Here is a 24,194-nt window from a genome sequence, read left to right on the forward strand (position 1 = left end):
CGAATGGATGGCCCCAATGATCCTCTCGCGTCGCCTGTCCACTGCCCTTGCCGGCCTTGCTCTCGCCCTGGCCGTGGCTGTTGCCTCTCCGGGGCTGGCGCAGCAGGGACAGGTCATCGCCGTTGCGGCCAGCGCCAAGCCGGCCATGGATGACCTCGTTGCCGCGTTCCGCGCCGAGACGGGCCGCCTCATCACGCCGGTCTATGGGTCGTCCGGCAATATCACGCGCCAGATCCGGCAGGGCGCGCCGTTCCAGCTGTTCCTGTCCGCGGATGAAGGCTTCGTCTTCCAGCTGTCCGATGCGGGCCTGACGGAGGATCGCGGGGTGATCTACGCCGAGGGCCGGCTGGTGCTGTTCGTGCCGAAGGGCTCGCCACTGAAGGCTGATGCGGCCCTGGCCGATCTGCGCGCCGCGCTGGCCGACGGGCGCCTCACCCGCTTCGCCATCGCCAGTCCGGAACATGCGCCCTACGGCCGGGCTGCCGAGCAGGCGCTCAAGAGTCAGGGCCTCTGGGACGCGATCCAGCCGCGGCTGGTAATCGGCGAAAACATCGCCCAGGCGACCCAGTTCGCCACGACAGGCGCCGCGCAGGGCGGGATCGTCGCCTATTCGCTGGCGCTGACACCGCAGGTGCGGGCACTTGGCGACTTCGTGCTGCTGCCGGCCGACTGGCATGTGCCGCTGCGCCAGCGCATGGCACTGCTGAAGACAGCCGGACCGGATGTCCGGGCCTTCTACGCCTATCTGCAAAGCCCCGCGGGACGCGTGATCTTCCGGCGCCACGGCTTCCTCGTCGCCGGCGAGAGTTCCTGAGCCCGGCCATGGACTGGACGGCGCTTTCCCTGTCGCTCCAGCTGGGGGCGGCGACCGTTGCCGTGCTCGGGCCGCTGGCCTTCGTCGTCGCGCGCTGGCTCGCCTTCCGTGCGGCTCGCGGGCGCGGGCTGGTGGAGGCGCTTCTCGCCCTGCCGCTGGTGCTGCCGCCGACCGTGCTTGGCTACTACCTGCTCGTGGCGCTGGGCGCGGCCTCACCAGTCGGCCAGCTCTGGCAGGCCCTGTTCGGCCGGCCGCTGGTGTTCAGCTTCGAGGCCCTGCTCGTCGCCTCGGTGATCGCCAACGTGCCGTTCGCCGTTCAGCCGATGGTGCAGGCGTTCCGCGCCATTCCCGCCGAGGTGCGCGAGGCAGCGGCGGTGTCGGGCATGGTCCCGGGCACCGTGCTCAGGCGGATCGACCTGCCGCTGGCCTGGCCCGGCATCGTCACCGGCATGATCCTCACCTTTGCCCATACGCTCGGCGAGTTCGGCGTGGTGCTGATGGTCGGTGGCTCGATCCCCGGCGAGACGCGGACGCTGTCGATCGCCATCTATGACCGTGTGCAGGCCTTCGACGACCGGGGCGCCGGGATCATGTCGGCGGTGCTGATGGCGGTCTCGGTTGCCGCCCTGCTCGCGACCACGCGCCTCTCGGGACGGGTTGCGCGACGCCATGGCTGAGGCATCCGGCATTGCCATCACGCTCCGACAGGATCACCCGATCCCGCTCGACGTCTCGCTCGCCTGTGCCACCGGCGAAATGGTCGCGCTGGTCGGTCCCTCCGGCAGCGGCAAGACCACCACGCTGCGCGCCATCGCCGGGCTCTACCGTCCGGCTGGCGGGCTGGTCAGGGCCGGCGACGCGGTGTGGCTCGATACGGCGGCCGGGATCAACCTGCCGCCGCATCTGAGGCGGGCCGGTCTTGTCTTCCAGAACCATGCCCTGTTTCCGCACATGACCGCGCTCGGCAATGTCATGGCCGCGATGGGCCATCGGCCGAAGATGGAACGGCGCGAGGAGGCCCTGCGCCTGCTCGCCCTGGTCGATCTCCATGGCCTCGACGGGCGCTTTCCGGCGGAACTGTCGGGAGGGCAGCAGCAGCGGGTGGCGGTGGCGCGCGCGCTCGCCCGCGAACCCGAGATCCTGCTGCTGGACGAGCCGTTCTCCTCCGTCGACCGGCGGGTGAAGCGCACCCTTCATGCCGAGCTCAAGGCCCTGCGCGAGGCCATCGCCGTGCCGATCCTGCTGGTCACGCATGATCTGGACGAGGCGGCCGGCCTCGCCGACACGATGGCCGTCATCGATCGCGGAGAGATCATCCAGACGGGGCCGCCGGCAGAGCTGCTGCGCCATCCGGCCAGCGCCCGGGTCGCCGAGGCACTCGATCTGGATCTGACGGACAGGGCCGCCCGGCCGCGCCGCGTCTAGCCGAACAGTCCGCCCGCGGCCGCGACCTCCTCGACCAGGAAGCGATAGGCCTCGTCGATGCGGGCGATGCGGCGGGTATCGACATGGGCGACGAGGTGGTAGGTCCGGCGGATGACAAGGTCCGGCAGCACGCGCTTGAGGCCGGCGCTGTCGCGGGCGGCGTAGTCGTGCAGCACGCCGATGCCGACGCCGGCCTTCACGGCCTCCATCTGGGCGAGGACGCTGGCGCATTCGAACCGGCGCTGGGTGGCCGCGAAGGCGGGCGGGTAATAGGTCAGCGATTCCGAATAGTGCAGTTCCTGCACCGAGGTGACCATCAGGTGGCGGGCGAGGTCGTCCGGGACGGACGGTGTGCCGTGGCGCGCCAGATAGGCCCCGCTCGCATACATGCCGAGGCCGTAATCGGTCAGCTTGCGGACGGTCAGGCGGCCATCGGCCGGCGGGTCGATGACGACGGCCAGATCCGCCTCGCGCTTGGATAGCGACATGGTCCGCTGCAGCGGCACGAGCTGGATCGTCAGGTCCGGATGCCGGCCGGCCAGCCGGCCGAGGCGTGGGCTGAGGAACAGCGCGCCAAATCCCTCCGGCGCGCCGATCCGGACGGTTCCCGAAATCACCCGGTCGACCTGCGAGATGCCCGCCTGGGCGTCGAGCCAGGCCGTCTCCATCGCCTCGGCGGCGCCGAGGAACTTCTCGCCGGCCAGCGTCAGGGCGATGCCGGCTGTGGAGCGGGCGACGAGCTGCGTGCCGAGCGCCTCCTCCAGCAGCGAGATGCGGCGGGCGACGGTGGCGTGGTCGAGGGCAAGCGCACGGCCGGCGGCCAGGAACTGGCCGGAGCGTGCCACCGCGAGAAAGACCCGGACATGATCCCAGTTTGGCGTCATCCGCCGATCTTACGCCAATTTGCGCACAACGCATGCGCCAACTTGGCTCTTGGTCGGCGGAGGGCTCCGCACTAGGGATGGCGTCAGCCACAGGAACATCCAAGGGAGACAAGGTCATGCGCAGCTACGGTCATTTCATCGGCGGCAAGCATGTCGCCGGCACGTCCGGCCGCACCGCCGAGGTGTTCCAGCCGCTCGACGGTTCGGTCTTTGCGCATGTGGCCCTCGCCTCCAAGGCGGAAGTCCGTGCGGCGGTGGAGAACGCCAAGGCCGCGCAGCCCGCCTGGGCCGCGACCAATCCGCAGCGGCGCGCCCGCGTGCTGATGAAGTTCCTGGAGCTCTGCGCCCGCGACAACGACAAGATGGCCGAACTGCTGGCCCGCGAGCACGGCAAGACGATTGCCGATGCCAAGGGCGACATCCAGCGCGGCCTCGAAGTGGTCGAGTTCGCCATCGGCGCACCGCAGATGATGAAGGGCGAATACACGGAAGGCGCCGGCCCCGGCATCGACATCTATTCGATGCGCCAGCCGCTGGGTGTCTGCGCCGGCATCACGCCGTTCAATTTCCCGGCCATGATCCCGCTGTGGAAGGCGGGTCCCGCGATCGCCGCCGGAAATGCCTTCGTGCTGAAACCCTCCGAGCGCGACCCGGGCGTGCCGCTGATGCTGGCCGAGCTGTTCCTCGAGGCCGGCCTGCCGCCGGGCATCTTCAACGTCGTCAACGGCGACAAGGAAGCGGTCGATGCGGTGCTCGACGACCCGGACATCAAGGCGGTGGGCTTCGTCGGATCGACCTCGATCGCGGAGTATGTCTATTCGCGCGGCTGCGCGGCCGGCAAGCGGGTGCAGTGCTTCGGCGGTGCCAAGAACCACATGATCATCATGCCCGACGCGGACATGGACCAGGCGGCCGATGCCCTGATCGGCGCCGGCTACGGCTCGGCCGGCGAGCGCTGCATGGCGATCTCGGTGGCGGTGCCGGTCGGAGAGGAGGCCGCCAACCAGCTGATGCAGCGGCTGATCCCGCGCGTCGAGAGCCTCAAGATCGGTCCCTCGACCTCTGCGGATGCCGATTTCGGCCCGCTGGTCACCGCCCAGGCGCTGGAGCGCGTGAAGGGCTATGTCGATATCGGCGTGAAGGAAGGCGCCAGCCTCGTCGTCGATGGCCGCGGTTTCAAGATGCAGGGCTACGAGAGCGGCTTCTACATGGGCGGCTGCCTGTTCGACAACGTCACGAAGGACATGCGGATCTACAAGGAAGAGATCTTCGGGCCGGTCCTCTCCGTCGTGCGCGCCAAGACCTATGGCGAGGCGCTCTCGCTGGCCAACGACCACGAATATGGCAACGGCGTCGCGATCTACACCCGTGACGGCGATGCCGCCCGCGACTTCGCGGCGAAGGTCGAGGTCGGCATGGTCGGCATCAACGTGCCGATCCCCGTGCCGCTGGCCTATTACACGTTCGGCGGATGGAAGCGCTCGGCCTTCGGCGACCTGAACCAGCACGGCCCGGACGCCTTCCGCTTCTACACCAAGACCAAGACGGTGACCTCCCGCTGGCCTTCCGGCATCAAGGACGGCGCGAGCTTCGTCATCCCGACCATGGGCTGACGGGCGACCGTTCGCATCGTTTCCGGGCGGCCGGAACCCTCGCCCTCGCCGGCGAGGGTTCCTGTCGTTGCGGCATTGCGGGCGTGCGTGCGACGCCGTGTGCCGCTTCCCGTGACTGTTCTCGCGCTGCGCGACCGGCTATGCCTCTGCCGCCGGATGGGTCATCCCGACGGGAGTCGGATCGCCCGGCACAGCTTTCTCGACAAACAGATGAACAGGATCGCTGCGGCAGGCGTTACGTCCTGCAGCCGTGATGATGGAGCCCCCCGGACATGCGCCGCCCCCTTCTTGCAACGACCTGCCTTGCCATCGCCTGCATCGCCCTCGCGGGCGTGGCCTCGCCGGCCCAGGCCCAGGCTCCCGATCCAGGCTCCTATTACAAGCTGAGCACGCAGTTCCGCGGCGCGGGCATGCCCATGGACGTGTTCAATGGCGGGCGACGGAACAATCAGGCCCGGCTCGACACCGCCCAGAATGTCACCGGCCAGAACTGGCAGTTCGTGCCCGTCGGCAACGGCTCCTACCGCCTGCGCACCGAGTTCCGCGGCCCCGACATGTGCCTCGACATCAATCCGCCGACGAACCGGCCGGAACTGCGCGACTGCGGCAATTATACCGGCCAGTTCTGGCAGATCGTGCGGGCCGGCGAGTGGGTACGGCTGACCACGACCTTTCGCGGGCGTGACATGTGCCTCGATATCGATCCGGACAGCAACCAGCCGGAGCTGCGCAGCTGCGGCAATTATTCCGGCCAGTTCTGGCGTCTGGAGCGGACCGGTCGCCAGGTCCGCTGACGCCCGACGGTGTCGTGACAGTGGCTGCATCGCAGGCAAGCCGGCGCGGGGGATGACAGCCCCTGCGCGGGCGGCAAAGAATGCCCGCCCTTTCCACGCAGAAGGTTCCCCATCATGCGCATCGCCGTCGGCGGCTTCATGCACGAGACCAACACCTTCGTCCCGGAGCCGACGCCCTGGGCCATGTTCAACCAGGAGGGCGCCTGGCCGGGCTTCACCCGCGGCCCCGAGGTGCTGACCAAGTTCCGGCCCTTCAACATCGCGGTGTCAGGCTTCATGAAGGTGGCGGAGGCGGCCGGCCACACGATGGTGCCGCTGTCCTGGTCCTTCGCCCAGCCCTCGGGGCGGGTGGAGGACAAGGTGTTCGAGCGGGCGGCCGCCTACATCCTGGCCGACATCGCCGATGCCGCGCCTGACGCCGTGTTCCTTGAACTGCACGGGGCCATGACCACCGAGACCATCGAGGATGCCGAGGGCGAGCTGCTCGCCCGCGTGCGCCGCCTCGTCGGGCCGGATGTGCCGATTGTCGCGTCCCTCGACCTGCACGCCAATGTCACGCAGCAGATGGTCGACAATGCCTCGTTCATGTCGGCCTACCGCACCTATCCGCATATCGACTGGCGGCAGACCGGCGAGCGCGTGGCCGAATGGTTCGACCGGGTCGTGGCCTGGGGGCCGCACCCGGCCCGGGCCTTCCGCCAGATGCCCTTCCTCATCCCGATCGCCTCCGGCTGCTCGATGATCGAGCCGATGAAGGGGCTCTACGCGCTGCTCGGCACGATCGAGGCCGAGACGGGCGTGCACCTGTCCCTGTGCCCGGGTTTTCCCTCTGCCGACATCTTCGACATGGGTGCGACGGTCATCGGCTATGGACCGGACCCGGATCAGGTCGACGCGGCCGTCGGCCGTCTGACCGAGGCGGTGCTGCGCGCCGAAGCCGCGTTCCTCGAGCATCTGGCCAAGCCGCAGAACGAGGCGATCGCGCTCGCCTTCACGCGGGCGGGCCCCGTCTCCAGGCCGGTCATCATCGCCGACACGCAGGACAATCCCGGTGCAGGTGGGTCCTCGATCACCACCGGCTTCCTCAAGGCCATGATCGGGCGAGGCGCCAGGAACACGCTCATGGCGCTCTATCACGAGCCGGAAATCGCCCTGGCCGCGCAGTCGGCGGGTCAGGGGGCGACGATCGAGGTCACGTTCGCCGCCCAAGGCAAGGGGCCCGGCGAGGAGCCACTGACGACGAAGGCGGAGGTCGTCGCCGTCTCGGACGGGCGGTTCACCGGGACGGGGCCGATGGTGGGCGGCCAGCCGATCAATATGGGACCTTCGGCCTGGCTGAGGATCGGCGGCATCGACGTCGTGGTCGGATCCGTGCGCCAGCAGCCGCATTGCGTGGCGGTCTGCACGCATCTGGGCATCGACATCACCGGCTACGACGTGGTCGTTCTGAAGAGTTCCGTGCACTTCCGCGGCGACTGGCAGCCCTATGCCGATTCGGTGGTGGTCGGCGCCTCGCCGGGCGCGGCGCTGGACGATACCGGGGTGATCCCGTTCCAGCACCTCAGGCCGAACGTGCGCCGGCGGCCGATGTCGAACCAGTAGCGGTGAGCGAGGCGCCCTGCATTCCGGCAGTGCGTCCTTCGAGGCTCGGCTATCGCCTCGCACCTCAGGATGAGGAGGCGAGAGAATCGCATCGAGGGGGCCAGAGACCACGACGGCAACTGTCTCTGCGCCCACGGCAGGCCACCGGCTCCCTCATCCTGAGGTGCGAGGCGATAGCCGAGCCTCGAAGGACGCAGTCAGGTCGTGCAGGACGACGGGCGGCTCGGATGGTGTTCTCCGCGCGCCGGCCTCACACCTTGACCGGCGGCCGGCTGACCGCCGCGTCGAGCGCGCGCAGCAGCGGCAGCACCCCGTCGATGGCGGGCGTCGGAATCTCGTTCTCCCGGCCGAAGGCCTGGAGCTGCCCGACAATGGCCTCGACCTCCATGGGCCGACCGGCTTCGGCGTCCTGCAGCATGGATGGCTTGCCCCCCGGACGCCCCGGCCGGGCCGGAACGGCGGCGACGGGATCGACCTCCTCAGTCAGGTCCCAGCCGAGGGCGCGGGCGACGTCGAGCATCTCGCGGATGAGCGTGACGCCAAGCTCGCCGATGCCGGGCACCTCGTGCCAGCGCCCGAGCGGCAGGCGCGAGAGCGCGCAGAGCGGGTTGGCCGCGATGTTCAGCACCAGCTTCTGCCACATGGCCCGGCGGATGTCGGGGGAGACCTCGCCCACCAGCCCGGCCTCTCGGAAGACCTCGGCCGCAGCATCGGCGCGCGGCGAGATGTCGCCGGTCGGCTCGCCGATGATCCAGCGGTTGCCGGCCGTATGGGTGATGACGCCGGGCTCCGTCACGGCGTTGGCCGAGTAGACAACGCCGCCGAGAACGCAGTCCGGCCCGAGATCGCGCCACAGCCTGCCTTCGGGGTCGAGGAGAGCCAGCGAACCATCCTCGCTGAGGCCGTGGTTCCACCACCAGGGCACGCCGTTGGTGAAGAACAGCACCGCCGCGCCCGGCTTCAGCAGCGCCTTGAGCTGCGAGGCGACGGTCGGCAGCGAATGAGCCTTCAACGTGACCACCACCAGATCCTGCGGCGGCAGGCTTGCCGGATCGTCGGTTGCCGCATGGGGCTTGCCGCCGAGCGTCTCGCCATCGGCGTGGAGCGTCAGGCCGGTGTCGCGGATGGCGTCGAGATGGGCGCCGCGGGCCACCACCGAGACCTCGGCCCTGCCGGCGGCAATCAGTCTTGCCGCGGCATGGCCGCCAACAGCTCCGGCGCCGAAAATGCAGACCTTCATCGGGAAACCTCCGGGGGCAGGGATCGGGACAATGCCTCAGATCACGTTGAGTTCGCGCACGGGCGCGTTCGCGAGGATGCGGTCGAAACCGAAGACCGACAGGTCCAGGCTGCGCCAGCCGCCATGGACGATGTGTTCGGCCACGGCCCGGCCGGCGGCCGGGGCCTGCTGCAGGCCGTGGCCGGAAAAGCCGTTGATGAACATCAGATTGGCGATCCCGGGATGGGGGCCCAGAATGGCGTTGTGGTCGAGCGTGTTGAAGTCGTAGTGCCCGGCCCAGGCGCGGATCTGGCGCAACTGCTCCATGGCCGGGACGCGGGCGGCGAAGGCCGGCCAGACATGAGCCTCGAACTCGTCATGGGCCGGCTCAAAATCGCCATGGGCCGGCGGATCCGGGTCGTCCTCGCCCGGCCCCCAGCCGCCGATGACGAGATCGCGCTCGGGCCGCATCCACACGCCCGAGGGGTCAACGATCAGCGGCATGCCGGGGAAGACCTGCGGGCATTTCACCACGAAGACCGTGCGCTTGCGCGGCTCCACGGGCAGCGGCACGTCAATGGCATTGGCGAGGCGCCCGGACCAGGCGCCGGCGGCCAGCACCAGCGTGCCGCACTGACGAGTCGCGCCATTGGACAGCGTGGCGCCGGTGATCCGGTCGCCGGCGCGGGTGAGGGCGGCAACCTCGGCCTTCTCGTAGGTGGCGCCGGCGGCGCGCGCCGCCTTGCGGAACAGGTCGAGCAGCATGGCCGCGTCGAACCAGCCTTCTCCCGACTGACCGAAGGCGCCGAGCGCGAGGCCCTCTGTCGACAGCCAGGGAAAGCGCCTGCCCATCTCGTCCGGGCCGAGCAGCACGATGTCGGCGCCCTCGGCGGTCTGGATGCGCCAGTTGGTCTCCAGAACCGGCCGGCCCTCCTCGCTCGCGAGGATCAGATAGCCACCCTCGCGAAAGCCGATATCGGCGTCAGCTCCGAACCGTTCCTTGAGTGAATGGATGACCTCGATGCCGAACCGGCTCATCCGGATGTTCTCCGGCGTGGAGAATTGCTGGCGGATCGAGGCGGCCGAGAGGGTGGTGGACGCCTCCGCATAGGTCGGATCGCGCTCGATGACATGCACCGAGCCGGCATAGCCAAGCTCCTTCTTGAGAAAATAGGCGGTGCAGGAGCCCATGATCCCGCCACCGACGATCAGCACATCCGACCTGTCCACGCCCTGCCCGCCCGTCCCTCTGGACCATCAGCCTCGTTCTCAAGGACGATGGCACCGATGCTGCAATGCAGCTAGCCTCGCGGCCACATAGCCCGTCTTCAGGTGATCCGCCATGGCCGTCCGTCCCCGTCGCTCTGTGCTCTACATGCCCGGCTCCAATGCCCGCGCGCTGGAGAAGGCCCGTTCGCTTCCCGCCGATGCCGTCATCCTCGACCTTGAGGACGCGGTTGCGCCCGACGCCAAGGAGACCGCCCGCGGGCAGGTTGCCGAGGCTGTGCGGCAGGGCGGCTTCGGCCACCGTGAGGTCATCGTGCGCATCAACGGATTGGCAACCCCCTGGGGTCGCGACGATCTCGATGCCGTGGCGGCCACCGGCGCGGATGCCATCCTGATCCCGAAGGTCGATGACGGTCCCGACCTGATCGCCTTCGGGCGGGCCATCGCCGGCGCCGGCGCGCCGGACAAGACCGTCGTCTGGGCCATGATGGAGACGCCGCTGGCCATGCTGAATGCCGGCGCCATCGCCGCCGCGGCGAAGGATCGCACAACGCGGCTCGCCGCCTTCGTCATGGGCACCAACGATCTGGCCAAGGAGACCGGCGCACGCATCGTTCCCGGCCGGATGCCGATGCTGCCCTGGCTGATGATGTCGATCGCGGCCGCGCGCGCGCATGCACTCGCCATCATCGACGGCGTGTTCAACGACATCGCCGACGAGGCCGGCCTTGCCCGCGAATGCCAGGAGGCGCGCGAGATGGGCTTCGACGGCAAGACGCTGATCCATCCCAACCAGATCGGCCCGTGCAATGCCGCCTTCTCGCCGGGCGAGGCGGAAGTGGCCTGGGCGCGCACGGTGATCGCCGCCTTCGACCGGCCGGAAAACGCGGCAAAGGGCGCCCTGCAGGTCGATGGCCGCATGGTCGAGCGGCTCCATGCGGAGATGGCGCGCCGGCTGGTGGCGGTCGCCGATGCGATCGCCGCCCGCGCGGCCTGATCCTGCTGGCCCGGTTGCCCTCGTCCGGTCTTCGTGACAGAGGGATCACAGACGGGAAACGCCATGGCGGAGACGGCCACCGAAAGCGACGCGAAGCGCCTGCGCGAGGCCCTGGGGGCCCGCTCGGTCGTGCTCGTCGGACTGATGGGGGCCGGAAAGTCCTCCATCGGCCGGAGACTGGCCCATCGCCTCGGCCTGCCCTTCGTCGATGCCGATACCGAGATCGAGCGGGCCGCCGACCTGACCATTCCGGAAATCTTCGAGCGCCACGGCGAGGCCTATTTCCGCTCCGGCGAGGTGCGCGTCGTCTCGCGCATCCTCGATAGCGGACCGCAGGTGCTGGCCACCGGCGGTGGTGCCTATGTCAACCCGGAGACCCGCGCGCGCATCCGCGAGAAGGGCATCGCGGTCTGGCTGAAGGCGGAGTTCGACGTGCTGATGAAGCGGGTCCGCCGGCGCAACGATCGCCCGCTGCTGAGGGCGGACAATCCCGAGGCGGTGCTGCGCCGCCTGATGGACGAGCGCTATCCGATCTATGCGGAGGCCGACCTGACCGTGCTTTCGCGGGAGGCCTCGCACGAGGAGATCGTGGAGGACGTGCTGGCGGCCCTTTCGGCGCATGTGTCGGCGAGCGGGCAGGGGGACGCTGTGGGATGCACGACATGATGACGGCGGTCGAACCTGCCGAGCGTGTGGCGGTCGCGCTTGGTGCGCGCGCCTATGACATCCTCATCGGCCCCGGCCTTGTCGCCTCGGCAGGCGCCGAGATTGCCCGCCGCTTTCCGGGCCGGGCGGTCGGCATCGTCACCGACGCGACGGTCGGGCCGCTGCATGCTCCGGCCGTGGAGGCCGGCCTCGAGGCTGCCGGCATCCGCGCCGTGCGCATCACCGTGCCGGCCGGCGAGGCCACGAAGCGCTTCGCCATGCTGGAAGAGGTGGTCGACCAGATCCTCGCCCACAGGCTGGAGCGCGGCGACCTCATCCTCGCCCTCGGCGGGGGGGTGGTCGGCGACCTGGCAGGCTTTGCCGCCGCCATCGTCCGGCGTGGCATGGCCTTCGTGCAGATGCCGACGAGCCTGCTGGCGCAGGTGGATTCCTCCGTGGGCGGCAAGACCGGCATCAATTCGCGCCATGGCAAGAACCTGATCGGCGCCTTCCACCAGCCGGGCCTCGTCATCGCCGATACCGACGTGCTCGACACGCTGTCCACGCGCGAGTTCCGCGCCGGCTATGCCGAGGTCGCCAAATACGGACTGATCGACGATCCCGGCTTCTTTGCCTGGCTGGAGGCCAACTGGCGCGGCGTGTTCCAGGGCGGGCGCGACCGCGTCCAGGCGATCGCCACCTCCTGCCGCGCAAAGGCGGCGGTGGTGGCCCGCGACGAGACCGAGACCGGCGATCGCGCCCTGCTCAACCTCGGCCACACGTTCGGCCATGCGCTGGAGGCCGTCACCGGCTATGACAGCGCCCGGCTCGTCCACGGCGAGGCGGTGGCCATCGGCATGGCGCAGGCCTTCCGCTTCTCGGCCCGCCTCGGCCTGTGCGATGCGCAGGTGCCCGTGCGCGTCGAGGCGCATCTGAAGGCGGTCGGCCTGCCGACGCGGCTTGCCGACATTCCCGGCGGGGCGGGCGAAGCCGGCACGCTGATGGCCGCCATCGGCCAGGACAAGAAGGTTGCGCGCGGGCGGCTGACCTTCATTCTCGCCCGCGGCGTCGGCGAGAGCTTCATCGCCCGCGACGTCGATGCGGCGGGCGTCGAGGCCTTTCTCGCCGACGAACTCGCCGGACGCTAGCGGCGGGACAGGCGATGGCAGCCGACGTGATCATCCGCCCGGCGGGGCCGGCCGATGCGCCCGCCATGGCCGACCTGCTCAATGCCATCATCGCGAGAGGCGGCACCACCGCGCATCGCACTCCGTTCAGCGCGGAGCGGATGGTCGCCCACTATGTCGCGCCGCCGCGCGCCATCAGCTGCATGGTCGCGGAGGCCGATGGCCGCATCCTCGGTTTCCAGCCGCTGGAATGGTGCGATCCGGACTGGACCGGTCCCCATCCGCTGCCCGCGGACTGGGCGGTGATCGCGACCTTCGTCGCCATCGGCACGCAGGGGCAGGGGATCGGCGCGCGGCTGTTCGCCGCAACGCGGCAGTCGGCAAAGAAGGCCGGCGTGAAGGCGATCGACGCCACCATCCGCCGGGAGAATGCCGGCGGGCTCGCCTTCTACAGCCGCATGGGCTTTCAGGACAGCTGGTCGGACGCGACTGTGGTCGCGAAGCTGCGCGCGCCCTGAACCGCCGCGCCGGCCCGCTGCCGGTATCTCCCGCCGCTTCCTTTGCGAAGCCGGGCAAAAGCATTAGGTCTAGGGAGGGGGAGGACGGTCCTTCCCGATCGCGACAGGGAACCGGGCAGCTGCGGCCCGGATCATCATGGACGACCTCGGCATCAATCCCTTTCTGGCCCTCGGGCTGATCCTGTTCTGCCTGCTGCTCTCGGCCTTCTTCTCCAGCGCCGAGACCGCCATGTCGGCGGCCTCCAAGGCCCGCATGCTGGCGCTGGAAGGCGCCGGCGACCACCGGGCCGGCATCGTCAGCCGCCTTCTCGACACCCGCGAACGGCTGATCGGCGCCATGCTGGTCGGCAACAACATCGTCAATGTCGGCGTCTCCGCCTTCGCGACGACCCTGTTCGTCGCGGTGCTCGGCGCCGAAGGCGTGCTCTGGGCCACGGCCGTCATGTCCGTGCTGCTGATCGTCTTCGCGGAGGTGCTGCCGAAGACCGTGGCCATTGCCCGGCCGGAGCAGATGGCGCTTGTCTATGCGCGTCCGGTCTCCTGGGCGGTCGCGCTGTTCGGACCGGTGCTGGTCGGGGTGGAGGCGGTCGTGCGGCTGGCGCTCCGGCTGTTCGGCCTGCGCATCGACGAGAACCAGAACGTGCTCACCGGCGCGGAGGAACTGCGCGGCACTGTGGATCTCATGCACAAGGAAGGCTCGTTCGAGAAGCTGGACCGCGACATGGTGGGCGGCATTCTCGACCTGAAGGATCTCACGGTCTCGGACATCATGGTCCATCGCACCAAGATGGTGACGATCGACGTCGGCGACCCGTCCGACAAGGTGGTGCGCGACGTGCTGGCGGCGCCCTATACCCGCATCCCGCTCTGGCGCGACAACCAGGACAACATCATCGGCGTGCTGCACGGCAAGGATCTCCTGCGCGCGCTGGCGGCGGCCGGCGGGGATACGACGAAGATCGATCCGGAGAGCCTGGCCCTGCCGGCCTGGTTCGTGCCGGAATCGACCAGCCTGCAGGAGCAGCTCAAGGCCTTCCTGCGGCGCAAGACCCATTTCGCGCTGGTGGTGGACGAATATGGCGTGGTGATGGGCCTGGTGACGCTCGAGGACATCCTCGAGGAGATCGTCGGCGATATCCGCGACGAGCACGACGTGCATGTCTCGGGCGTCCGGCCGCAGGCCGACGGGTCGGTCAATGTCGACGGCTCCGTGCCGGTGCGCGACCTCAACCGGGCGATGGACTGGCGGCTGCCCGACGAGGAGGCGACCACCATTGCCGGCCTCGTCATCCACGAGGCACGCTCCATTCCCGAGGCCGGGCAGACCTTCACCTTCCACGGCTTCCGGTTCCAGGTGGTGCGCAAGCAGCGCAACCGCATCACCGTGCTGAAGATCACGCCGCTGGAGCGCAAGGCCTGATCCGGCACGGGCCGCTCGGCCGAACGGCCGCTCGCATGACCTGCATCATCCGGGGCAGGATTGCCGGGCCAGCCGCCAGGGAGACGGGGACATGAGCGGGATCATCGACGCCTGGGGCCAGCATCCGACCCTGAGGATGCTGAACGAGGACATGCTGTCCTCGCTGCGTCGCTGGACCGGCGATGCCATGCCGACCGCCGAGCTGCCGGTGGCGACGACCCTCGCCGCAATGGACGCCGCCGGCGTCCACCGGATGCTGATCAGCGCCTGGAGCGCGCCCTACCGCACGCTGATCTCCAACGACGAGGTGGCGGAGTTCTGCCGGCAGTCGGGCGGGCGGCTCGTCGGCGTCGGCTCGGTCGACATCTCGAAGCCGATGAAGGCGGTGGCCGAGATCCGCCGCTGCATCACCGAACTCGGGTTCCGGGCGATCCGCGTCCTTCCCTGGCTGTGGGAGGCGCCGCCCACCGACCGGCGCTACTATCCCGTCTATGTGGCCTGCTGCGAACTCGGCGTGCCGTTCTGCACGCAGATCGGTCATGCCGGCCCGCTCATGCCCTCCGAGGTCGGCCGGCCGATCTATCTCGACCAGGTGGCGATCGACTTCCCCGACCTCGTCATCGTCGGCGGCCATATCGGCTATCCGTGGACCGAGGAGGCGGTTGCGGTCGCGACCAAGCACCGCAACGTCTACATCGACACCTCGGCCTATACGATCCGCCGCTATCCGCGCGAGATCGTCGCCTATCTGAAGGCGCACGGGCGGCGGAAGGTGCTGTTCGGCTCCAATTATCCGATGATCCAGCCGGCGAAGGCGCTGGAGGAGCTCGACGGCCTCGGCCTCGATGTGGAGACGCAGCAGTTGTTCCTGTCGGGCAATGCAGAACGGGTCTATCGGCTGTAGGGTGGCCCCATGACGGACCCTGCCGGCCGCGCCATCGCGCTGATCGCCCACGACCAGAAGAAGCCGGACCTGCTGGCCTGGGCCAGCCGGAATCTCGACAGGCTGCGCCGGCATCCGCTGGTGGCGACCGGCACGACCGGCTCGCTGATCGCCAGGGCCCATCCGGGCCTTGCCATCACCCTGATGAAGAGCGGGCCGCTGGGCGGGGACCAGCAGATCGGCGCGCTGATCGTCGAGGGCAGGATCGGGCTACTGGTGTTCCTCGTCGATCCGCTGTCGCCGCATCCCCACGACGTTGACGTCAAGGCCCTGACGAGGCTTGCCGTGGTCTATGACGTGCCGATGGCCTGCAATCTGGCGACGGCCGACATTCTCATCGGGCAGTTCTGAGGGGGACTGATGGTCTCTCCCTCCCCGCTTCGCGGAGAGGGGACGACCGCGTCGCGCATCATCTCGTCCGGTGGTGCCAGGCACCGCGGAGGACAGCCGGGACGGGAGGCCATAGTCCCCCTCTCCGCGCGGAGCGCGGGGAGGGTAAGGGTGGGGCATCGTCAATCAAGGCAGCGACCCGGAGGAATCAAGCCAGCGACCCGGAGGCGTGCGCCCCTATTCGCCCGGCGCCCGCGCCTCGATGGCGAGGGCATGGACGCGGCCCTTCAGTTCGGCATCGAGCGCCTGGTTGATCATCCGGTGGCGGTCGATGCGGGACTTTCCGGCAAAGGCCTCGGAGACCAGCTTCACCCGGAAATGCGTCTCGCCGCCCTCGCGCCAGCCGCCATGGCCGCGGTGGTTCTCGCTCTCGTCGATCACCGCGAGGGAGACGGGGGCGAAGGCTGCGGTGAGCTTGTCGGTGATGGTGCCGTGAACGGTCATGATCTGCCTCCGGTGACCGTGCATAGGGCCTGCGGGGGCACGGCTGCAAGCCGGTGGCGCTCAAATGCAGGACCGGCCGCCGTCCGGCCGCCTTGCCGCAGCCATCGCCCCTCTGTTACATGCCGGCAACGACCATCAGGGGGAAACCCATGCAGAAATTCACCGTGCTGACCGGGGTGGCCGCGCCGATGCGCACCATCAATGTCGATACCGACATGATCATCCCGAAGCAGTATCTGAAGACCATCAAGCGGACCGGCCTCGGCAAGGGCCTGTTCTCGGAGATGCGCTACAACGACGACGGTTCGGAGAACCCGGATTTCGTGCTGAACAAGCCGGCCTATCGCAATGCGCAGGTTCTGGTGGCCGGCGACAATTTCGGCTGCGGCTCCTCGCGCGAGCATGCGCCCTGGGCGTTGCTCGACTACGGCATCCGCTGCGTGATCTCGACCTCGTTCGCCGACATCTTCTACAACAACTGCTTCAAGAACGGCGTCCTGCCGATCACGGTCTCGCCGGAGGACCTGGAGAAGCTGTTCGAGGACGCCGACCGCGGCTCCAATGCCACGCTCACCGTCGATCTCGAGGCGCAGGAGATCCGCGGTCCCGACGGCGGCACGATCACGTTCGACATCGATCCGTTCCGCAAGCATTGCCTGCTGAACGGCCTCGACGACATCGGCCTGACCATGGTCAAGGCCGAGGCCATCGACAGCTTCGAGAAGACGGCCGCGACCGCGCGCCCCTGGATGTGATGCCGGAGAACGCCATGGAACGCCGCCTCATCTCCACGGGCTCCCCCTTCGAGAAGACGGCCGGCTATTCGCGCGCCGTCGTCCAGGGCGGCTTCGTCTTCGTCGCCGGCACCACCGGCTACGACTATTCCACGATGGTGCTTCCCGCCTCGGTGGAGGAGCAGACGCGCAACTGCTTCAGGACCATCGCGGCGACCCTCAAGGAGGCCGGCACCTCCATGGCGGACGTGGTGCGCGCCACCTACTACATCACCGATCCCGCCGATGCCGAGAAGGTGTTCCCGATCTTCGGCGAGATCTTCGGCGATATCCGTCCGGCCTCGACGCTGCTCGTCGTCGCCGGCCTGTTCAAGCCCGAAATGAAGATCGAGATCGAGGTGACCGCCGCCATGCCCGGCATCGCCTCGGCCGGCGCCCTGTTCTCCTGACCCGAAGCCGGACATGACCCAGCCCAGCCTCTCCGACCTGCGCGCGGAGATCGACCGCATCGACGATGCCATGCACGACCTGCTCATGGAGCGGGGCCGCATCATCGAGCAGCTGATCGCGGTGAAGCAGACCGCCGAGACGGGTTCGGCTTTCCGGCCGGCCCGCGAGGCCGATGTCGTGCGCCGGCTGCTCGGGCGGCATACCGGGCGCCTGCCCGCCGAGCTCGTCGTGCAGATCTGGCGGCAGATCATCTCGACCTTCACCTATATCCAGGCGCCCCATTCCATCCATGTGCTGATGGGTCCCGAACAGGAGAATGCGCGCGAGTTCGCCCGTTTCCATTTTGGCTTCGGCGTGCCGCTGGTGCGCCATTCCTCGCCCGCCTCGGTGATGGATGCGATCCTGCGCGACCGCGGCGATCTCGGCCTGATCGGTCTCGGGCCGGCGCGCGAGGCCTGGTGGGAGCGGCTTGGCCGCGACGGCCAGCCGGTGGCCATGGCGGCGGCACCGGCGGTGACGCCGGCCGGCCTTGCTCGGCTGCCGCAGGCCCTCGTCATCGGCCATCCCTCGATCGACACGGCCGGGCTCGATACGCAGCTGGTGGCCGCCGTGCTGACCGGGGTGTCGGAGGGCCATGACGGGGCCATTCTGGCGAGCTCGGGCGAGGGCGGCCGGCACCACGTGCTGGTCTGGGGCGAGCGCGAGGCCGATGCGGTTGCCATTGCCGCGGGGATTGCCGGCAGTGTCGCTGTTGAAGAGGCCCGAACGGTCGGCTACACGGCTAGGCCCATCGCCGCCTGATCGTCTTCCGCGCGGCACAAGCGTTCCGGTGCTGACATGACCTCGCAAGCCTCGCGTCCCGTTCCCCGTCCCGGCGTGCTGGCGATCGACGCCTATGTGCCGGGCAAGTCCGGCGCGCCGGGCGTCGCCAAGGTCTACAAGCTGTCCTCCAACGAGACGCCGCTCGGGGCGAGCCCTAGGGCCATCAGGGCGTTCCAGGACCTTTCGGCCCATCTGGAGCTCTACCCGGAGGGCTCCTCGGCGGTGCTGCGCGAGGCCATCGGCCGGCTCTACGGGCTCGACCCCGACCGCATCCTGTGCGGCTCCGGCTCCGACGAATTGCTGTCGCTGCTGACCAATGCCTATCTCGGGCCGGGCGACGAGGGCGTGTTCACCGAGCACGGCTTCCTCGTCTACAAGATCGCGATCCTGGCGGCCGGCGGCACGCCCGTGATCGTGCCCGAGACGAACCTCACGGCCGATGTCGATGCCATCCTGAAGGCGGTGACGGACCGCACGAAGATCGTCTATCTCGCCAACCCGAACAATCCGACCGGCACCTACCTGCCGTTCGACGAGGTCAAGCGCCTGCATGCCGGCCTGCCGAAGCATGTGCTGCTGGTGCTGGATGCCGCCTATGCCGAATATGTCCGGCGCAACGACTACGAGAGCGGGCTGGAACTGGTGGCCACCAACGAGAACGTCGTGATGACGCGCACGTTCTCGAAGATCTACGGCCTTGCCGCCCTGCGCATCGGCTGGATGGTCGGCCCTGCGCACCTGATCGATGCGGTCAACCGCATCCGCGGACCGTTCAACGTCAATGCGGCGGCGATCGCGGCGGGCGCGGCCGCCATCGAGGATCAGGCCTTCCTGCAGCAGGCCATCGAGCACAACGAGCGCTGGCTGCCGTGGCTGACCGCCGAGATCGAGGCCCTTGGCCTCAAGGTGACGCCCTCGGTCGGCAATTTCCTGCTCATCCATTTCCCGAAGGATGCCGGCCGGACAGCCGGCGAGGCCGACGCCTTCCTGGTCTCGAAGGGGCTCGTGCTGCGCAGGGTCGGCGCCTATGGGCTGCCGGACGCGCTTCGCCTGACCATCGGGACCGAGGAGGCGAACCGCCACCTCGTCGCATCCCTCGCCGAGTTCATGGGCCGGTGACCGGCGAACCGCATTTCGGCAAGGTCACGCTGATCGGCATCGGCCTGATCGGCTCGTCGATCGCGCGCGCCCTGCGCCAGTTGCCGCTGGCCGGAACGGTGGTGGCCGCCGACCGGTCGGAGGAAGTCATCCAGCGGGTGCGCGAGCTCGGCTTCGCCGACGAGGCGACCACCGACATGGGGGCCGCCGTCGCGGATGCCGACCTCGTCATCGCCTGCGTGCCGGTGGGAGCCATGGGCGCGGTGGCGGAGGCTATCGGTCCGCATCTGAAGGCGGGCGCCATCGTGTCCGATGTCGGCTCCACCAAGGGATCGGTGGTCGCGCAGATGCAGCAGCACCTGCCGGCCGGCGTGCACTTCATCCCGGCCCATCCGGTGGCCGGCACCGAGCATTCCGGTCCCGATTCCGGCTTTCCCGAGCTGTTCCACGGCCGCTGGTGCATCCTGACCCCGCCGGAGGGCGAGGATGCCGCGGCGGTGGAGAAGCTCGCCGCCTTCTGGCAGGCGCTCGGCTCGAAGATCGAGGTGATGAGCCCTGAGCATCACGACCTGGTGCTGGCGATCACCAGCCACGTGCCGCACCTCATCGCCTACAACATCGTCGGCACGGCCTCGGATCTCGAACAGGTCACCGAGGGCGAGGTGATCAAGTTCTCGGCCGGCGGCTTCCGCGACTTCACGCGCATCGCGGCTTCCGATCCGACCATGTGGCGCGACGTGTTCCTGCACAACAAGACCGCCGTGCTGGAGGTGCTGGGGCGCTTCACCGAGGACCTGATCGCGCTCCAGCGGAACATCCGCTGGGGGGAGGGGCAGGAACTGTTCGACCTGTTCACCCGGACGCGGGCGATCCGCCGGTCGATCATCGATCAGCGGCAGGACACGGCCGATCCCGATTTCGGCCGCGGGCGCAAGTGACAGCCTCCACCATGACGGCTTCCACCATGACGGCTTCCAGCATGACCGCAGACGAGATCATCGCCCTGCTCGGCCTCAAGCCCCACCCGGAAGGCGGGCATTTCCGCGAGACGTTCCGCGACGAGGCTGCGACCGGCGGCCGCGCGGCCTCCACCGCCATCTACTTCCTGCTGAAGCGCGGCGAGCGCTCGCACTGGCACCGGGTCGATGCGGTCGAGGCCTGGCACTGGCATGCCGGCTCGGCTCTGAGGCTGTCGCTGGCCCCGACCGATGCCGGGCCGGTGACGCATGTCACGCTCGGGGCCGACCTTGCCGCCGGCGAGCGGCCGCAAGGCATCGTGCCTGCCCATCACTGGCAGGCGGCCGAGAGCCTCGGCGACTGGACGCTGGTCGGCTGCACGGTGGCGCCCGGCTTCGATTTCGCCGGCTTCACGCTGGCCCCGGCCGGCTGGGCGCCCGGATCGTGAGCGGTGGCGTGGCCGAGATGGACCTGGCCGCGATGGACCTGGTTCTCGTCCAGGCGCTTGAAGAGCGCATGTTCAACGCCTGGCCGGCGCTTCAGACCATCTACATGGACGGCTGGCTCATCCGCATGGCGGGCGGCCACACCAAGCGGGCCAACGCCGCCAGCGCGTGGGTGCCCTCCGATCTTGCGCCCGATGACCTGATCGCGGCGGTGCGCCGCCTCTATGCGAAGGCCGGCATCGAGCCGATGGTCCGCATCACGCCGCTCGCCTCGCCCGGTGTCGATGCGGCGCTGGAGGCGGCCGGCTGGACCTTCTACGACCCGACGCTGGTCATGGCGGCGCCGCTCGGCGAGAGCGTGGCGATCGGGGGCGATGCGGCGGCGGAGGTGCTGCTGGAGGACGCGCCCTCCGATGCCTGGGTGCGGGGCGCTGCGATCGCCTATGAACTGGCCGACTGGCAGCGCGACATTCTCGGGCGCATCGTCGCCAGCATCCGCGTCGATACCGCCTTCGCCACCGTGTCCCTGGACGGCGAGGCGCTGGGCTATGGCCTGGCCGTTGCGGAGCGTTCCCATGTCGGGCTCTACGATCTGGCCGTGACACCGGCCGCCCGGGGCCGGGGCGTCGGGGCGCGGATGGTGACCGAACTGCTCGCCTGGGGCGTGGGTCACGGCGCAAGGACCGGCTACCTGCAGGTCCGCGAGACGAATACCGGGGCGCAGGCGCTCTATCGGCGGCTCGGCTTCGCGGATGTCTATCGCTACTGGTGCCGCAAGCCGCCCAAGGCCTGATGTCCTTTTGTAGGATTATGTGCCTTGACAGCGTGACGATGGTTTGGTAGTTTCCCGCTATGTTCGAAAGCTGCGCCTGCTGCCCGGGCCGGTGGTTTCGAACCCCCCTGACGTGTCAGATCCGGGGGAAATAGCCTCGCGGGTTTTGCGTCCTTCGAGGCTCCTTCGCTCCGCTCTCTCGCACCTCAGGATGAGGAGGTCGGTGTCCGGCATCCAGGGTGTCGAGGCGTGTTGGGGCAGAGGGCGGAGGGCAGAGTTGAAGGCGGTCGTGCCAACCTCCCGCTTCCTCATCCTGAGGTGCGAGCGAAGCGAGCCTCGAAGGACGCAGAGCCGGCGTGCAGGCCGCCGGACCCTCAGCGTCGCAGCAGGTCCTTCGAGGCGATCAGCGAGCCGGCAACGATCAGAACCACCGCCGCGGCCAGCGCCGCCGTCGCCGCCGCAAAGCCCGCGGCCACCAGAGCCACGGTCGAGAGGACCGGGGCCGCATAGCTCGCCGCGCCGAGCACCTGGAGCTCGCCCTGCTTCATGGCACGGTCCCACAGGTAGAAGGCAGCCCCGACCGGGCCGATGCCGAGGGAGAGAACCGCCAGCCACTGCCCGGCGCCGTCCGGCCAGACCGTCGTCTCAAGCGCCAGATGACAGGCCAGCGCCAGAACGGCTGTCGCGAGGCAGAAGCCGGCGACCGCTCCGGTCGGTACCGCGGGCAGGAGGCGCGCGGTGACCGAATAGATTGCCCAGACCAGGGCGCAGCCGGCCGCCGCCGCATAGCCGAGGGCATGGCCCGCCTCGAAGCCCGCGCCGAGGCCGCCACGCGCCGCAATGAGCACCACGGTGCCGGCAAGGCCGAGCAGGGCACCCGCCACATGATGCGGCTTCAGCCGCTGACCGGGCAGGAACGCCGAGAACAGGACGATGAGCAGCGGCCAGAGATAGTTGAGCAGATTGGCCTCGGCCGCCGGGGCATGGCGCAGGGCGGTGAAGTAGAGGGCGTGATAGCCGAACAGGCCGGCAATGCCGTGCAGCCAGACGACCGGCGGCTGGGCGAGCAGCTTCAGGCCGTCGGGGCGGGTCGCCACCACGGCAAGGCCGAGGCCGCCGCCGATCGCGAAGGTCATCGCGGTGAGCTGGAACGGCGGCACGCGGCCGGAGGCGGCCGTGAACAGGGCAAGCAGGCCCCACAGCCCGATGGCCCCGAAGCCGAGGAAGGTCGCGGTGCGGGAGGTCGCGGTGCGTGAAGTCGCCGGGCGGGATGTCATGGCAGCCCGCGTGTCGGGCGGGGGGAACGGCCCGGCAGCGCTGCGGGCCGCACGGGGTCGAGGCCGGGCCGGCTTGTGCCGGCCGGCAGGGCTTAGCGCCGGCGCGGCGGGCCGCCGGGACGGGCGCCACCGGGGCGCATGCCGGGAGGCGGGGAATCGCCCTTGTGGCGGAAGACGAGGCGGCCCTTGTCGAGGTCGTAGGGCGTCATTTCCACCGTGACGCGGTCGCCGACCAGCGTCTTGATGCGGTTCTTCTTCATCTTGCCGGCGGTGTAGACGACGACCAGATGGCCGTTGTCGAGCTCCACGCGGAACCGGGCGTCGGGCATGACCTCGATCACCTTGCCCTCAAAATTCAGGACGTCTTCCTTCGCCATCGACTGGCTTCTCCCTGATGCGCCGAAACGGGCAAACCCCGGCGAAGCGGTTGTACCGCCCGGCGCCAGGGGATCGCTCATACAGAATTTGTCGACGCGCGACCACCCTCTTGCCGCCGTTACATCCGCGGTCGGCCAGATGAGGGGGTCTCGCGTCGGGAACCGGGCATCCGGAAGCGTCGTCCGCTCCCGCGAGCCTTGCAGGTTCCGGGGGACAAGTGCCGGTGCCCGTGAGGGCCGTCCGGCGGGCAAGGCATGCAGATGCCATCGCCCAGTCCCTTGAGACGAGAGATGGGGGCGCGGCGCGACAATGCAAGGGGTTACCCGCGGAGCAGGCTCGTGATGACGATGGCGAGACCGCCGATGACGATCACCGCCTCCAGCATCAGGGTGTGCAGGCGCACCGGCATCACGTCGAGGAGCCGCTTGGCGACGAACCCGCCGGGAACGGTTGCAAGGCCCACCAGCAGGGCGAAGACGAGAAGCGGACCGGGCAGTGCCCCGTTCCAGCCGAAGGTCGCGGCCTTTGCCAGGCTGATGACGATGGAAATGGCGGCGTCGGTGGCGATCACCGCCTGCCCGGTAAGACCGGAGGCCATGAGGAACGAGATGAGGATGACGCCGGCGCCGGCCGTGCCGCCGGTCACCAGGCCGTAGGTCGCCCCGGCCGGGACAAGCTGCCAGCCCTGGAGGCGGAAGCCCCGCCTCGCCAGCCAGCGCCGCAGCGGCACCAGCACCACGAGCACCGTGCCGATGAGCAGGCCGGCCCCGCGCGAATCGAGCAGCGTGAAGCCGAAGGCCGAGACAACGACCATCGGCACGGACGCGGGGATCATGATTGCCACTTTCGGCCAGTCGATGCTTCGCCACATGGCGGCAAGGCGGCCGAAATTGATGAACAGGGATGCCACCGCGATGACCGGCACGACGTTCTCGGCGCCAATGACCGGAACCAGCACCAGCGGCAGCAGCAGCCCCGTGCCGTAGCCTGCCATGCCGCCGATGACGGCGGCGCCAAAGGCCGTCCCGGCGACAAGAACCGCCTGGGCGAGGCTGATATCGGCGAGTTCGAAGGCCATGAGGCGGAAGCTCTCCGGGGGGCCGGAGCCTCGGGTGAGGAGCCCGGGTGCAGGGCGCCGGGGCCTGCCGGTGGACGGGCGGGCAGGGGGCGTTCTAGGCTCCGGCCGGTTTCCCGTCCA

General features: G+C 69.2%; 27 protein-coding genes. 20 read left to right on the top strand and 7 right to left on the bottom strand.

Annotated elements, in window-relative coordinates:
* The first annotated feature begins 16 nt into the window (after positions 1-16).
* From modA to ACTIFS_RS11295, 3 genes are read left to right on the top strand one after another with little or no spacing between them, the layout of a single operon-like run.
* Positions 17-814 (top strand): molybdate ABC transporter substrate-binding protein, encoded by a 798-nt coding sequence (gene modA, locus ACTIFS_RS11285; RefSeq protein WP_439574187.1) that lies wholly within the window; start codon positions 17-19, stop codon positions 812-814.
* Between the two features lie 8 nt (positions 815-822).
* Complete coding sequence (modB, locus tag ACTIFS_RS11290) at positions 823-1,491, top strand: molybdate ABC transporter permease subunit (RefSeq protein WP_439574188.1); 669 nt, start codon at positions 823-825, stop codon at positions 1,489-1,491.
* Positions 1,484-2,239 carry a sulfate/molybdate ABC transporter ATP-binding protein gene (locus ACTIFS_RS11295; RefSeq protein ID WP_439574189.1) on the top strand — a complete coding sequence of 252 codons (756 nt, stop codon included), beginning with the start codon at positions 1,484-1,486 and terminating at the stop codon, positions 2,237-2,239. Before modB ends, ACTIFS_RS11295 begins: the two co-directional genes overlap by 8 nt.
* On the opposite strand, the gene ACTIFS_RS11300 is transcribed toward ACTIFS_RS11295, so the two are convergent.
* Entirely contained in the window at positions 2,236-3,123 is an 888-nt protein-coding gene (locus ACTIFS_RS11300) for a LysR family transcriptional regulator (protein ID WP_439574190.1), read from the bottom strand. The genes ACTIFS_RS11295 and ACTIFS_RS11300 overlap by 4 nt on opposite strands.
* 116 nt (positions 3,124-3,239) lie before the next feature.
* Between ACTIFS_RS11300 and ACTIFS_RS11305 the strand changes: the two genes are divergently transcribed.
* From ACTIFS_RS11305 to ACTIFS_RS11315, 3 genes are all read left to right on the top strand, one after another.
* The gene (locus ACTIFS_RS11305) at positions 3,240-4,736 is read left to right on the top strand and encodes a CoA-acylating methylmalonate-semialdehyde dehydrogenase (RefSeq protein ID WP_439574191.1); all 1,497 of its coding nucleotides are present in this window, start codon (positions 3,240-3,242) and stop codon (positions 4,734-4,736) included.
* 272 nt (positions 4,737-5,008) lie between these two features.
* The gene (locus ACTIFS_RS11310; RefSeq protein WP_439574192.1) at positions 5,009-5,530 is read left to right on the top strand and encodes an RICIN domain-containing protein; all 522 of its coding nucleotides are present in this window, start codon (positions 5,009-5,011) and stop codon (positions 5,528-5,530) included.
* Positions 5,531-5,644: 114 nt separating this feature from the next.
* Positions 5,645-7,132, top strand: coding sequence for a M81 family metallopeptidase (locus ACTIFS_RS11315; RefSeq protein WP_439574193.1), 1,488 nt, complete (start codon positions 5,645-5,647; stop codon positions 7,130-7,132).
* Between the two features lie 250 nt (positions 7,133-7,382).
* On the opposite strand, the gene ACTIFS_RS11320 is transcribed toward ACTIFS_RS11315, so the two are convergent.
* Both ACTIFS_RS11320 and ACTIFS_RS11325 read right to left on the bottom strand, forming a co-directional pair.
* Entirely contained in the window at positions 7,383-8,372 is a 990-nt protein-coding gene (locus ACTIFS_RS11320; protein ID WP_439574194.1) for a ketopantoate reductase family protein, read from the bottom strand.
* Positions 8,373-8,408: 36 nt separating this feature from the next.
* A complete protein-coding gene (locus tag ACTIFS_RS11325) occupies positions 8,409-9,581 on the bottom strand; it encodes an NAD(P)/FAD-dependent oxidoreductase (protein ID WP_439574195.1) in 1,173 nt (390 codons plus the stop codon).
* 112 nt (positions 9,582-9,693) lie between these two features.
* Here ACTIFS_RS11325 and ACTIFS_RS11330 point away from each other — a divergent pair, with 112 nt between their 5' ends.
* The 7 genes from ACTIFS_RS11330 to ACTIFS_RS11360 all read left to right on the top strand — a co-directional run bounded on the left by ACTIFS_RS11330 (position 9,694) and on the right by ACTIFS_RS11360 (position 15,579).
* The gene (locus ACTIFS_RS11330; protein ID WP_439574196.1) at positions 9,694-10,575 is read left to right on the top strand and encodes an HpcH/HpaI aldolase/citrate lyase family protein; all 882 of its coding nucleotides are present in this window, start codon (positions 9,694-9,696) and stop codon (positions 10,573-10,575) included.
* A gap of 63 nt (positions 10,576-10,638) precedes the next feature.
* Positions 10,639-11,241: a shikimate kinase gene (locus tag ACTIFS_RS11335; RefSeq protein ID WP_439574197.1), complete on the top strand. Its 603-nt coding sequence runs from the start codon at positions 10,639-10,641 to the stop codon at positions 11,239-11,241.
* Complete coding sequence (gene aroB, locus ACTIFS_RS11340) at positions 11,238-12,368, top strand: 3-dehydroquinate synthase (RefSeq protein WP_439574198.1); 1,131 nt, start codon at positions 11,238-11,240, stop codon at positions 12,366-12,368. The genes ACTIFS_RS11335 and aroB overlap by 4 nt, the downstream gene beginning before the upstream one ends.
* A 14-nt stretch (positions 12,369-12,382) precedes the next feature.
* Positions 12,383-12,865, top strand: coding sequence for a GNAT family N-acetyltransferase (locus ACTIFS_RS11345; protein WP_439574199.1), 483 nt, complete (start codon positions 12,383-12,385; stop codon positions 12,863-12,865).
* A gap of 136 nt (positions 12,866-13,001) precedes the next feature.
* Positions 13,002-14,285, top strand: a complete 1,284-nt coding sequence (locus ACTIFS_RS11350; RefSeq protein ID WP_439574200.1) for an HlyC/CorC family transporter — start codon at positions 13,002-13,004, stop codon at positions 14,283-14,285.
* A gap of 91 nt (positions 14,286-14,376) precedes the next feature.
* A complete protein-coding gene (locus ACTIFS_RS11355) occupies positions 14,377-15,189 on the top strand; it encodes an amidohydrolase family protein (RefSeq protein ID WP_439574201.1) in 813 nt (270 codons plus the stop codon).
* 9 nt (positions 15,190-15,198) lie between these two features.
* Positions 15,199-15,579, top strand: a complete 381-nt coding sequence (locus ACTIFS_RS11360; protein WP_439574202.1) for a methylglyoxal synthase — start codon at positions 15,199-15,201, stop codon at positions 15,577-15,579.
* A 216-nt stretch (positions 15,580-15,795) separates the two neighbouring features.
* On the opposite strand, the gene ACTIFS_RS11365 is transcribed toward ACTIFS_RS11360, so the two are convergent.
* Positions 15,796-16,062 carry a BolA family protein gene (locus ACTIFS_RS11365; protein WP_439574203.1) on the bottom strand — a complete coding sequence of 89 codons (267 nt, stop codon included), beginning with the start codon at positions 16,060-16,062 and terminating at the stop codon, positions 15,796-15,798.
* Positions 16,063-16,211: 149 nt separating this feature from the next.
* On the opposite strand from ACTIFS_RS11365, the gene leuD reads away from it, so the two are divergent.
* Genes leuD through ACTIFS_RS11400 form a run of 7 tightly spaced genes read left to right on the top strand, consistent with a single transcriptional unit; the run spans position 16,212 to position 21,362 of the window.
* Positions 16,212-16,817, top strand: coding sequence for a 3-isopropylmalate dehydratase small subunit (gene leuD / locus ACTIFS_RS11370; RefSeq protein ID WP_439574204.1), 606 nt, complete (start codon positions 16,212-16,214; stop codon positions 16,815-16,817).
* A gap of 14 nt (positions 16,818-16,831) precedes the next feature.
* On the top strand, positions 16,832-17,245 hold the full coding sequence (locus ACTIFS_RS11375) for a RidA family protein (protein ID WP_439574205.1): 414 nt from the start codon (positions 16,832-16,834) through the stop codon (positions 17,243-17,245).
* 13 nt (positions 17,246-17,258) lie between these two features.
* Complete coding sequence (locus tag ACTIFS_RS11380) at positions 17,259-18,047, top strand: chorismate mutase (protein ID WP_439574206.1); 789 nt, start codon at positions 17,259-17,261, stop codon at positions 18,045-18,047.
* 36 nt (positions 18,048-18,083) lie between these two features.
* The gene (locus ACTIFS_RS11385) at positions 18,084-19,187 is read left to right on the top strand and encodes a pyridoxal phosphate-dependent aminotransferase (RefSeq protein ID WP_439574207.1); all 1,104 of its coding nucleotides are present in this window, start codon (positions 18,084-18,086) and stop codon (positions 19,185-19,187) included.
* Positions 19,184-20,104: a prephenate/arogenate dehydrogenase family protein gene (locus ACTIFS_RS11390; RefSeq protein ID WP_439574208.1), complete on the top strand. Its 921-nt coding sequence runs from the start codon at positions 19,184-19,186 to the stop codon at positions 20,102-20,104. Before ACTIFS_RS11385 ends, ACTIFS_RS11390 begins: the two co-directional genes overlap by 4 nt.
* Before the next feature lie 26 nt (positions 20,105-20,130).
* On the top strand, positions 20,131-20,571 hold the full coding sequence (locus ACTIFS_RS11395) for a cupin domain-containing protein (RefSeq protein ID WP_439574209.1): 441 nt from the start codon (positions 20,131-20,133) through the stop codon (positions 20,569-20,571).
* A 17-nt stretch (positions 20,572-20,588) separates the two neighbouring features.
* On the top strand, positions 20,589-21,362 hold the full coding sequence (locus ACTIFS_RS11400) for a GNAT family N-acetyltransferase (RefSeq protein ID WP_439574267.1): 774 nt from the start codon (positions 20,589-20,591) through the stop codon (positions 21,360-21,362).
* A 353-nt stretch (positions 21,363-21,715) separates the two neighbouring features.
* Here ACTIFS_RS11400 and yddG read toward each other — a convergent pair whose 3' ends face one another.
* From yddG to ACTIFS_RS11415, 3 genes are all read right to left on the bottom strand, one after another.
* Positions 21,716-22,618, bottom strand: coding sequence for an aromatic amino acid exporter YddG (gene yddG / locus ACTIFS_RS11405; RefSeq protein WP_439574210.1), 903 nt, complete (start codon positions 22,616-22,618; stop codon positions 21,716-21,718).
* A gap of 92 nt (positions 22,619-22,710) precedes the next feature.
* The gene (gene infA / locus ACTIFS_RS11410) at positions 22,711-22,995 is read right to left on the bottom strand and encodes a translation initiation factor IF-1 (protein ID WP_439574211.1); all 285 of its coding nucleotides are present in this window, start codon (positions 22,993-22,995) and stop codon (positions 22,711-22,713) included.
* A 320-nt stretch (positions 22,996-23,315) separates the two neighbouring features.
* A complete protein-coding gene (locus ACTIFS_RS11415) occupies positions 23,316-24,074 on the bottom strand; it encodes a TSUP family transporter (RefSeq protein ID WP_439574212.1) in 759 nt (252 codons plus the stop codon).
* Between the last annotated feature and the right edge of the window lie 120 nt (positions 24,075-24,194).

Origin of the sequence: Phreatobacter sp. (assembly GCF_051860605.1) — a bacterium.
Taxonomy (GTDB): Bacteria; Pseudomonadota; Alphaproteobacteria; order Rhizobiales; family Phreatobacteraceae; genus Phreatobacter.

What these genes read in the sequence shown, in the direction of transcription:
- ACTIFS_RS11305 (WP_439574191.1), top strand. Translation starts at nt 3,240, where the DNA reads ATGCGCAGCTACGGTCATTTCATCGGCGGCAAGCATGTCGCCGGCACG.
- ACTIFS_RS11415 (WP_439574212.1), bottom strand. Translation starts at nt 24,074, where the DNA reads ATGGCCTTCGAACTCGCCGATATCAGCCTCGCCCAGGCGGTTCTTGTC.
- ACTIFS_RS11380 (WP_439574206.1), top strand. Translation starts at nt 17,259, where the DNA reads ATGACCCAGCCCAGCCTCTCCGACCTGCGCGCGGAGATCGACCGCATC.
- ACTIFS_RS11395 (WP_439574209.1), top strand. Translation starts at nt 20,131, where the DNA reads ATGACGGCTTCCAGCATGACCGCAGACGAGATCATCGCCCTGCTCGGC.
- ACTIFS_RS11295 (WP_439574189.1), top strand. Translation starts at nt 1,484, where the DNA reads ATGGCTGAGGCATCCGGCATTGCCATCACGCTCCGACAGGATCACCCG.
- ACTIFS_RS11365 (WP_439574203.1), bottom strand. Translation starts at nt 16,062, where the DNA reads ATGACCGTTCACGGCACCATCACCGACAAGCTCACCGCAGCCTTCGCC.
- ACTIFS_RS11310 (WP_439574192.1), top strand. Translation starts at nt 5,009, where the DNA reads ATGCGCCGCCCCCTTCTTGCAACGACCTGCCTTGCCATCGCCTGCATC.
- ACTIFS_RS11300 (WP_439574190.1), bottom strand. Translation starts at nt 3,123, where the DNA reads ATGACGCCAAACTGGGATCATGTCCGGGTCTTTCTCGCGGTGGCACGC.
- ACTIFS_RS11330 (WP_439574196.1), top strand. Translation starts at nt 9,694, where the DNA reads ATGGCCGTCCGTCCCCGTCGCTCTGTGCTCTACATGCCCGGCTCCAAT.
- leuD (WP_439574204.1), top strand. Translation starts at nt 16,212, where the DNA reads ATGCAGAAATTCACCGTGCTGACCGGGGTGGCCGCGCCGATGCGCACC.
- modA (WP_439574187.1), top strand. Translation starts at nt 17, where the DNA reads ATGATCCTCTCGCGTCGCCTGTCCACTGCCCTTGCCGGCCTTGCTCTC.
- ACTIFS_RS11320 (WP_439574194.1), bottom strand. Translation starts at nt 8,372, where the DNA reads ATGAAGGTCTGCATTTTCGGCGCCGGAGCTGTTGGCGGCCATGCCGCG.
- modB (WP_439574188.1), top strand. Translation starts at nt 823, where the DNA reads ATGGACTGGACGGCGCTTTCCCTGTCGCTCCAGCTGGGGGCGGCGACC.
- aroB (WP_439574198.1), top strand. Translation starts at nt 11,238, where the DNA reads ATGATGACGGCGGTCGAACCTGCCGAGCGTGTGGCGGTCGCGCTTGGT.
- ACTIFS_RS11355 (WP_439574201.1), top strand. Translation starts at nt 14,377, where the DNA reads ATGAGCGGGATCATCGACGCCTGGGGCCAGCATCCGACCCTGAGGATG.
- ACTIFS_RS11315 (WP_439574193.1), top strand. Translation starts at nt 5,645, where the DNA reads ATGCGCATCGCCGTCGGCGGCTTCATGCACGAGACCAACACCTTCGTC.
- infA (WP_439574211.1), bottom strand. Translation starts at nt 22,995, where the DNA reads ATGGCGAAGGAAGACGTCCTGAATTTTGAGGGCAAGGTGATCGAGGTC.
- ACTIFS_RS11350 (WP_439574200.1), top strand. Translation starts at nt 13,002, where the DNA reads ATGGACGACCTCGGCATCAATCCCTTTCTGGCCCTCGGGCTGATCCTG.
- ACTIFS_RS11400 (WP_439574267.1), top strand. Translation starts at nt 20,589, where the DNA reads ATGGACCTGGCCGCGATGGACCTGGTTCTCGTCCAGGCGCTTGAAGAG.
- ACTIFS_RS11335 (WP_439574197.1), top strand. Translation starts at nt 10,639, where the DNA reads ATGGCGGAGACGGCCACCGAAAGCGACGCGAAGCGCCTGCGCGAGGCC.
- yddG (WP_439574210.1), bottom strand. Translation starts at nt 22,618, where the DNA reads ATGACATCCCGCCCGGCGACTTCACGCACCGCGACCTCCCGCACCGCG.
- ACTIFS_RS11385 (WP_439574207.1), top strand. Translation starts at nt 18,084, where the DNA reads ATGACCTCGCAAGCCTCGCGTCCCGTTCCCCGTCCCGGCGTGCTGGCG.
- ACTIFS_RS11375 (WP_439574205.1), top strand. Translation starts at nt 16,832, where the DNA reads ATGGAACGCCGCCTCATCTCCACGGGCTCCCCCTTCGAGAAGACGGCC.
- ACTIFS_RS11360 (WP_439574202.1), top strand. Translation starts at nt 15,199, where the DNA reads ATGACGGACCCTGCCGGCCGCGCCATCGCGCTGATCGCCCACGACCAG.
- ACTIFS_RS11345 (WP_439574199.1), top strand. Translation starts at nt 12,383, where the DNA reads ATGGCAGCCGACGTGATCATCCGCCCGGCGGGGCCGGCCGATGCGCCC.